At 58.6% G+C, this 8,831-nt stretch carries 9 protein-coding genes; 2 read left to right on the top strand and 7 right to left on the bottom strand.

The genetic code is table 11. The features are described 5' to 3' along the window. Positions 1 to 136 precede the first annotated feature (136 nt). Both istA and istB read left to right on the top strand, forming a co-directional pair. Positions 137 to 1,399, top strand: a complete 1,263-nt coding sequence (gene istA, locus AC04MI_RS20985) for an IS21 family transposase (protein ID WP_436077004.1) — start codon at positions 137 to 139, stop codon at positions 1,397 to 1,399. Continuing rightward, positions 1,396 to 2,142 (top strand): IS21-like element helper ATPase IstB, encoded by a 747-nt coding sequence (istB, locus tag AC04MI_RS20990; protein ID WP_476498600.1) that lies wholly within the window; start codon positions 1,396 to 1,398, stop codon positions 2,140 to 2,142. Before istA ends, istB begins: the two co-directional genes overlap by 4 nt. A 656-nt stretch (positions 2,143 to 2,798) precedes the next feature. Here istB and AC04MI_RS20995 read toward each other — a convergent pair. The 7 genes from AC04MI_RS20995 to AC04MI_RS21025 all read right to left on the bottom strand — a co-directional run. Continuing rightward, positions 2,799 to 3,290 (bottom strand): hypothetical protein, encoded by a 492-nt coding sequence (locus AC04MI_RS20995; RefSeq protein ID WP_436077006.1) that lies wholly within the window; start codon positions 3,288 to 3,290, stop codon positions 2,799 to 2,801. An 824-nt stretch (positions 3,291 to 4,114) separates the two neighbouring features. Then, positions 4,115 to 4,669 (bottom strand): hypothetical protein, encoded by a 555-nt coding sequence (locus AC04MI_RS21000; RefSeq protein ID WP_156379516.1) that lies wholly within the window; start codon positions 4,667 to 4,669, stop codon positions 4,115 to 4,117. A gap of 78 nt (positions 4,670 to 4,747) precedes the next feature. Further along, the gene (locus AC04MI_RS21005; protein ID WP_146191299.1) at positions 4,748 to 5,020 is read right to left on the bottom strand and encodes a hypothetical protein; all 273 of its coding nucleotides are present in this window, start codon (positions 5,018 to 5,020) and stop codon (positions 4,748 to 4,750) included. Positions 5,021 to 5,098: 78 nt separating this feature from the next. Next, positions 5,099 to 5,437 carry a zinc-ribbon domain containing protein gene (locus AC04MI_RS21010; RefSeq protein WP_436077506.1) on the bottom strand — a complete coding sequence of 113 codons (339 nt, stop codon included), beginning with the start codon at positions 5,435 to 5,437 and terminating at the stop codon, positions 5,099 to 5,101. Positions 5,438 to 5,613: 176 nt separating this feature from the next. Further along, the gene (locus AC04MI_RS21015) at positions 5,614 to 6,312 is read right to left on the bottom strand and encodes a hypothetical protein (protein WP_436077007.1); all 699 of its coding nucleotides are present in this window, start codon (positions 6,310 to 6,312) and stop codon (positions 5,614 to 5,616) included. Continuing rightward, positions 6,309 to 6,599 (bottom strand): hypothetical protein, encoded by a 291-nt coding sequence (locus tag AC04MI_RS21020; RefSeq protein ID WP_436077008.1) that lies wholly within the window; start codon positions 6,597 to 6,599, stop codon positions 6,309 to 6,311. The genes AC04MI_RS21015 and AC04MI_RS21020 overlap by 4 nt, the downstream gene beginning before the upstream one ends. 191 nt (positions 6,600 to 6,790) lie before the next feature. Continuing rightward, the coding region (locus AC04MI_RS21025) for a DUF3987 domain-containing protein (RefSeq protein ID WP_476498601.1) at positions 6,791 to 8,831 on the bottom strand (2,041 nt) is incomplete at its 5' end.

Below are 8,831 nucleotides of genomic sequence, written 5' to 3' on the forward strand. Positions count from 1 at the left end.
GCCCAGCGCCTGATGACACTCAGTGTTGCCACGTCTATCACTCCTGGTCTCCTGCTGCTCAGCAAAGCAGCAGGTTAGGGTTAGTACGTGGATCAGATTTAGATGGAAATCCTGGCGGTTAGTGGGTCACTTCTGCGTGGAAATCAACACCTTGTGGCAGGAATGGCGTGCCGTCTGCCCTGATGGCATTGGCTACTCACAGTTCACCGAAAATTTTCGAAAATGGATGAAACAGCAGCACGTGGTGTTTCGCAAGGTCCATGTCCCAGGCGAAAAACTCTTTGTTGACTTCGCAGGCTCTACCGTGACCGTGCGCTCGCGAGATGGAGGCCCTTCCATCGAGGCGCAAATCTTCGTGGCAGTTCTTGGCTACTCAAACTACATCTTCATGCACGCGGTCCCGTCTCAGACGGTACCCCATTGGCTGGAGTGCCACGATGCTTGCTTCGCCAATCTGGGGGGCGTGCCAAAGTGGGTCGTTACCGACAACCTCAAAGCCGCTGTGATCCGACGAGCAGAGGGCCAGGTGACGCTCAATCCGTCGTACCGAGCTTGTTTGACCCACTTTGGTACGGCGGCTTTACCAACGGGTGCCCGCAAGCCAAAGGAAAAGGCAAAGGCAGAAGTGGGCGTTCAGATCGTTCAGCGCCTCGTGCTATTTCGCATTCGCGACTTTGATTTCTTCAGCGTTGCCGAGTTGAACGCCGAACTGAAGCGACGAACCAAAATCGTGAATGCTCGCCTCTTTAAAAAGATGAGCGGTAGTCGTCTCCAGCGTTTCGAAGACACGGAACGCGCTACCTTACAGCCACTGCCCGAGGCACCGTTCGAAATGAGCGAATGGCGGTATGGTGTACGCGTCGGCGATGACTACCACGTCGAGCACGAACGGAGCTATTACTCGACGCCATCAGAACTTCGCGGCGAACGAGTGGACCTGCGCATAACTGCCTCCACAGTGGAAATCTTGTCTCGGGGGCGCCGCGTTGCATTGCACCTCCTTGCGAATAGTGAGGGTTCGGTAGTAACCATTCCTGAACATCGACCTGTTGCACACACGCGCGTCCTCGAAGGAGAGCCCAAAGCACTCATCCTGTGGGCCGAATCTGTGGGTCCAAATACCCAGAAAATGATCCAACACCACTTACAAGACCGGGCCGACCTGACGAACGGGTTGAGGGCCGCACGGCGCATGAGAGATATGGCTCGAATGCATGGGGAAACAAGGTTCGAAGAGGTTTGCGCATATGCACTGCCGCTGAACATCACTGCGTTGCGCAGCGTCGAATCGATCTTGAAAAAGTCGCCTGACAAAATTGCCAAAAAGGCAGTTCCTACCGCGGTCCGTCCCAGCCATGACAACGTGCGTGGCGCCGGTTACTTCGGAGGTGCTGCATGAGCTTTCAGCTGACTATCAATCGATTGCGCGAGCTGAGACTGGCACACATGGCCGAAGCCTACACACTTCAGCAACAGCAACCCAAGCTTCACGAACTGAGTTTTGACGATCGATTTGCACTATTGGTGGAACGTGAGGCATTGGAGCGTGAATCCAAGAAGCTAAATCGGTTGATTCGAGCTGCGGGCTTCCCGGAGAAGGTCTCGCTGGAGGATGCCGATTACCGACCGACCAGAGGCCTTGAGAAATCACTCATCGCCACGCTTGCGAGTGGGGAATGGGTTCGCCAGCGACTCAATCTGATCGTTTCGGGCCCCACCGGGGTTGGCAAAACATGGCTCGCCTGTGCTTTTGGAACCCAGATGTGCCGCATGGGACTCCCAACAATGTTTGTGAAGGCAAGTGACCTATACGAAGGGGTCGGCACCGCCATCCTGGATGGCTCCCTAGCAACGTTGAAGGCTCGCCTGGTCAAACCCAGTTTGCTGGTCCTGGACGATTTTGGGTTAGGCGAAATCACCCCGCAGGCCGCGCAGGTGCTACTTGATGTGATTGACCACCGGATGCGTACTGGCTCACTTCTGATTACCAGCCAGTTTCCAACTGATCAGTGGCATTCATTCTTCCCAGATCCAACGCTCGCCGACGCAATTCTTGATCGTGTTGTCCACCAAGCACATCGCGTTTCCCTCAAAGGCGAATCGATGYGCAAGCTCAAAGCGAAGAAGCTGATGACCAGCTGATCACATTGCCGGACCGGTGTTCATGACGGAATAGCAGCGTCTGCGACGCCGGTCCGGTTATCTTTGCGCTGAACTGGAGTGCAAGATGCAGGCACGCTGATCTTCGTGCCGGACCGATGTTCATGAGACCAGAACCGTGTTTGCGAAACTGGCTCGCTGTCTACCGTGCCGAACCAGCGTTCATGTTGCACGCCTCCCGTTGGCGGCGCCGTTACCCTGATCGTGATGCCGGCCCGTTGTCCATGACGCAATACCCATGTCTGTCACGCCGGACCGTTGACCACGAGCAGCGGCGCGGTGTTCACGACGAATCGGAGTGAGTGTTCAGGTTGAACCGGATTGGGTGTTTAGATCGAAGTGGATTGAGTGTTCAATAGTGCCCGGTTTCCGCACCGTGTCGCACACTCCCCACACGTCGGCTGGGCTACGCGTTTGATTGTTTTCAAACAGATGCTTTTTTCTGCGCGTGAGGAACTGCGGGGTGTCGTGAAGTCCGGTAACCTAGACTTTTGCTACCCCCCGCGTTCCCACACAGCACGCCAGACAACTTGTAGGGGGCTGCATGAATCCTCACGCTCTGGCTGCAATCGGCCAGGAGCAGTCGGTGGCGTTTGACCAAAGCAGACGTAAAGATCGAATGCCCTATCAAAGTGTGACTAGCCACGCCTGCACTGCTTTGAATCCGGAGTTGCACGCGCTTTCAACGGAAGGCCTTTTGGCTGCGGCATGGACGGCTGCATTGTCGGGCCCTTAACAAGCAATTGGCCGTCTGCAGTGAGCTCGTATGTCAGCTCCTTTCCCATTATCGAACTGCTAAGCCAGGAGGGGGGAATGGCAATGTCCGCTTGATCGCGCACCTGCAGCGTGTCTGTGGTGAAGTGCAAACCACCGAACCAGAAGGCCGAACCTGAGAAAACCATCATGGTGGGGGTCCGATCCACAAAGCCAGACTTGATCAACACTGTTTCGCCAGGATTCGCCTCGTGACCGTCATGCTGTTCCATCACGACTACTCGGCAGGGTGTGCTGTTCAGCAAGTACACGCGGTCACCCATAAAACGGCCGGCAACTGAGGTAACTGACAGCGGTATGACGATGACCAAAACCAGCAGTGCGACGACTCGAGCGGGACGAATTCCAATGCGCATTCGAAGGACCTAATTCAATGTAAACCGCACCCGTCAGTAGGCCATATCTGGCGCTTGCAGCCGAAATTAGCAAGTAAACCGAGAGACAGCTTAGGGCCCAAAGCGGACTCTACCGCGCACGCCTATTTCTCGCGGCTGATGGAGTGGTACAAGGCTGCATGAAGGCACCCTGGAATACTTCCCCAGTCGACAAAGAAAGCGATCCAAGCCATGGAGCTCAACGGGTTGCCTGGAAGAAAGAAAAAGCCCAAAAACATGAAGGCCCCGCCAAGCGCAGGTATCCATGAAGGGGCTGGCTTTTTCAGAACAAATCCAACGTAGAAGCAACGCCAGTTGAGTAGCGAAATCCACAATCCGAATGCAAGCGACGCAATTGCGAAAACTTGAACCATAGACACCTCAGGTTGGATTGGATCGGATGACGGGACCACGCCGAACCGGCAGAGCCACCAATGGCCGGATTCTGCTTACGCTCTTAACGCAAAGGGCTCATATCGGACGTTAGGCGTCAGCCCATCGCAGAGTCGCAGACGCCCAGATGGCCTGCTCGGCGTGTGCCACTGCTTCAAGAAACGTGGGGAATACTGCTGAAGCGTAATTGCCATAATCACGCGGCTTCGTGGGTGATGCCCACTGGACATCAAATCCTGGCACCGTTTGGTCTTCCTGCACTTCTGAGGGATCTAGGCAATCTCCGGAGCCATAGCGTATCGAGCAGCTGACGATGCGCACGCCCGTTGGGACACGGCCGTCGTACAACCATGTTCCTTCTCTCACGACGATGAAATCGCTCATTTCTATGTCTGCTTCTGGCCGCAAGCCGACTAGGCCCAGAACCAGATCATTCCCTGGTTCGCACAGGAAGCCTTTATAAGAAATTCGCGCAGAGATTGGATGTCGTTGAGCGCAACGTCCACCAGCTCTCGTTCATCCTGCTCAGCCTCCAGCGCATATGCACGCGCTCGATGTTCAGCTGTAGCTACGTCCAAGGCGCCCAATGCAGCTTGAAGCTCAGCCACTTGCGCTTCTCGAAAAGCGTGCGAGTGTCCCAGTCCTACTTCTCCCAGCTCAATAGCTTGTCCGAGCATCTCACCTCGGTAGCGACCTCCGACATTCGGAAAATTGGTGACCCCGTCAATTTTGGCCGCAGTTCCATTGAGGACGAAATAGAGAGCCCCCCCGGAGTACAGCGTCCTACATGCGGCGGCTGATTCCGGCCAGACACATCCGACGTCTACCTCGACTCTTCTTTCCACCTCGCGCTTCGAAAACCAAGAACCAACCTTCTCGGTTTTAGTCAACGTCGGGCGCCTGCCCTCGATGAAATCGCGCGTGTACTGGGCGTGGGCTCGAAGATAAGCTAGTTGCTCGTCACTCACGGCGCACAGTCTCAGGTCGTATCCCATTGTCCTCCCTCAAAACTTCCGATTGGCCTTAATGTCTGCTGTTGGCCGGTGTCAGACTCTTGCAAGTTCAGCCTCAACGAATCGCTGAATCCTATTTATCAGACTGGCGAGTTCAGGTTGGTTTCCATACATGTCGAACTCCCGGGTGGCGATGAGACCCATAGAAAAAGGTCCTGGTCTGGGGCCTTGCTTGCCACTCGACGCAAATTCGCGACACCAGGCAAGTTGACGCTCAATGCTTTGTGCGGGCTCCAGGCCGGCTAACGCCATAGGGTAAATGTCGGCTAGTGCGCCGTCTATGAGTGCGAGCAGTTCGTTATTCATGTAAATGTTGAATGGCTGCTTCTGGCCGGATTCTGCCGCACGGCGTGGGGCGCTAGGGGCCCAAAGCAGAAGCACAAGTTAGCAAGAAACGGGGTTCAACGACACCCCCAATTCCTGACTGGATGCCTTAGTGGACTCTTCAATGGACTCTCGATGTGACGCACATTCTTTGCAGTGCTTTGGCAAATACCAGACGAATCGCTTCTCGACTTCGTAAGCGTTTTTCTGTTCTTCTGCGGTGAAGACAAAGGAGCGAGTGCACAGCCTGCACTTACAACGTATTCCCTCGTATTCCGTTGCATCCTCGTCGTAGTGCCCTGTCGTGCGCTGACTTCGGCGGCACCATTGCGAGCGATCTATCGAGATGGTCATGTCGAGTGACTTTGTCAGGGGCCGCTTATGGCCGATAGCCGCCATCCTAGCAACCAATTCAGACGCAAAGGCAAGCAGACAGGCTGCACACTCAGCTGGTGAAAATCTAAGCTGATCGCGTGTCTGGGCTCTCAGACAGGTTTTCACGTTGTACCTTCAGCGCCAAATTCAGCTCCTGAACTAGTTTGCGCAGTGCGGCTCTTTGCCCGCCTTTGTAGGCATTACGCGCTGCCACCACCTTTCCTTCTGGGCTTGCGGGGCCGGTGGATTGGTTCCAGGGCTTCCACCGTTGTATGGCCTCGCGCTGGCGTTGTCGCTGCTCTGTCGTCCATGTCCGTGCTGCCATGCTGCGGCCCCTCTAATAGTTCGTCTGGCGTGGTTTGCTTTTTCCTCGCGCCCGCGCGGGTGCGCGTACTGTTCGGGAAACCGTCGTTGTTCACCTGCTGCGGCCCGTGGACGATGTTGGCCTGCTTGGCAAAGATCACGGGCGGGTTCTTGATGGCCGCCAATGTCTCAAGCGTGGCGCGGCATTGGCCCTGGGCCTTGAGTGCCAGTCGCATATAGCGCTCGGTGGCGTCCATGTATTCGCCCATGTTCAGTGCTGCCCGCCGGGCCATCTCGTTAAAGATGGCGTCCAGCGTTGCAGCCTGCGCCGTGAGGGTGCTTTCTGCGTGTTTGAGGTCGCCGCCGTGGGTGGTGTCCACCCGCTTCTTCAACGTCAATACGCACTCGGTCACGTCCAGCGTGCCAAACGTGCCCTTTGCAAAGGTGCGCGCGGTCATCGCGTTGGCCGCAACGCTGCCCAACGCCATTGCTGCGATTTGGGCGGCGTCTGTCTGCGCCGGGTCTTTGTGTAGCTGCAGGGTGTTGGGGTCGGCGTTGCCGTTTTGCACAGCAGGGGCCTGGGCCTTCTTGGTCATCGTGAGTGCCCCTTGAACCCTGGGCAGTGCTGAGGCGTCACCACCAGCACATGCGCCAGGCCTGCGTCTGCTGGGCGGGTGCAGATGGCGGCCTGTTTCCAGTTCCCGCAGCCCCAGCGGCCCACGCCTTGCAAGTGGGCGCACTCCAGGCATAGTCGGCGGCTGTCGTTGTCCCTGTCCCGCGTCACCAGCTTGTCGGCCAGGGCTTCGGCGTCGTCCAAGGGCAGCCCCTTGTCGGTGAAGCGCGCCAACCGCGATGTAAAGGTGTCAATCTCTGCCGTGTTCATCGCAGAGCCATGGGGCCAGCACCAGCGGTCAGGGTCTGAGGTGGCTTCGTTGGCCGGTGGCTGCTGCGGGGCTGTGAATTTTTCAGAAGGTCCATCGGGGCACGCTACAAAACCTACGAAACCAGGTTCTGTAGGTTTCGTAGCGTTGGCGTCCGGGGTTGGTGCCGATTTCAGGCGCTGTAGCCACTTCATCACGCGCCCCCCTTCAGCAGCATGGGGTGCAGCACGTATCGCTCGCTGGGCCTGCCGCCTGCCGTGCCGCTGGGTGTGGCCTCACGCTCCAGCCAGCCATAGTCGGCCAGCAGGTCGGCGGCTTTGCGCACAGCGTCTGGTGTGCCCAGTCCTGCCCAGTGTTTCACCGCGATCTGCCGGGGCGTGAAGGCATCCAGCAAAGTGCCGTCGCTGTCGGCCAGCTTGCCCGCCTTGATCTTGTCCAGCAGTTGCTTGGCTGCGCTGGTTTCGGGCATCACCGCTGCGGCATACAGGCGCTCGGCATGGGTGCGCAGGTAGTCGGCCCATGCAAACGCGCGGATCAATTCGCGCTCATGGATCAGGTGTCCACTCTCGGGCGTGTCCACCAGGGCAAAGATCAGCGCCAGGGCAGGCACCAGCTTGCGGTATTTGGCAAGGTGCGACACCAGGGCGGGGTGCAGTTCTTCGCCGCGCAGTTCCGTTTCAAACGGGATCAGCCATTCCTCAAACAACGCCTGTGCATTGGGCGTAAAGCGCCATTCCTGCGCGTCGCTATCGGTGGCTGGCTGCAGGTGATTCAGGCGCTCAAACACCGCCCATGCAGCCTGCTTTGCAGGGGTGTCGGGCCACCGATCCACATAGACGAATTCGCGGTTCACATCGGGCCACACCGTGAGCCCAAAGCGCTGCAGCAGGCCATCATCACCCGCGCCACCCGCCACGGCGTCGCGCACATAGCTTTGCACCTTGCCGGGCTGGATGCCACCCAGCATTGCCAGACACACGCGGGGCACAAACGATTCACCGCGCCCGATGCGGTCCACCGCATGGCCTTGGTTGCCGTCGTAGCCCGTCAAGTAGAAGCCACGCGCGCCTTCTTGGCCCTGCTTGTCCATGCTGCACAGCAGGCCGTGAATCTCATCACGATAGACCAGCGTGCCCCATGGGTTCACCGTCAGCAGCTCGGCCAGTTTCTCCACCGTGGCATCGTTGACCACATAGCGGCGCATGGTGGGCTCTGTGGTCAGGTTGTCGGCTGGCTGCAGCAGCGCTCGCGCTCTTATTGGGTCTTTGACGGCCTGGGCTGCAGCCTGCTTTTCGTTGGCCTTGGCGGCCAGCTCGGCCACTTTGCAATCGAGTTGCCAGGCTTCATGCGCTGCCTGCCATTGTTCCCGCTCTGTTTTTTCAAGGCGCTGCAGGGGTTTCAATACCTCGCTCAGTGCGGGTGACTTCATCACGCCAGGGCGGCCCACGATGGCGCCCCACAGGTTGGGCGTCACTGCCCAATCGTCGCGGGCCTTGGGCTTGACCACTGCACGCGCGCCGATCAGGCTAGAGAGCGCCACCACTGCCCCCACCGCCGTGAAGTCGGGCGGACACTGCATACGGTCCGCAATGTCGGCCACCCAGCCGCGCAGGGCCTCGGGCAGCAGCTCGGCATCAAACGGCGCCACGGCTGGCAGGCCACTCGGCAGGGGCACCGGGTCAGGCCAGCCGCTGTCGGTGGGTGCCGTCGCAGCACCATCAATGCACGCCTTCACCGCGTCCAGCCCCAGCAGTTGGTGCAGGTCGTTAAAGTCCGTCGCCTTCTCTGGGCGGCTGTCGCCAAAGTGGGGTTTTGTGAGGTAGCCGCCCACCGCTTGCGCCGCCGCGCTGGCTTTGGTCAGGCCGGGGTTTCCATCGGTGTGCCAGTCATCGTCGGCGGCCACGATGATGCGTAGCGCCGGGTATTTGCCGTGCAGTGCCTGGGCCACGGACAGCAGGTTGCCTGCGTTGAAAGCCACTGCCACCGCGTGCCCTGTGGCCTCATGGATGCTGGCACCGGTGGCGAAGCCCTCGCACACTAGCAGCACGCCTTGGGGCTTGCCCATGGAGTGATAGCAGCCCGCCACCCGCCCGCCGGGCAGGAATCGCTTATCGCCATCGGGCGCAATGGTCTGCAGGCTGTGCAGGGTGCCATCCACATCACGAAGCGGGATCACCAGCAGGAGCCCATCACACCGGGCGCCGTGGGGCTGTATGCCCTTGAGTGCCAGGTAC

It is taken from the genome of Acidovorax sp. LjRoot204 (assembly GCF_056175785.1).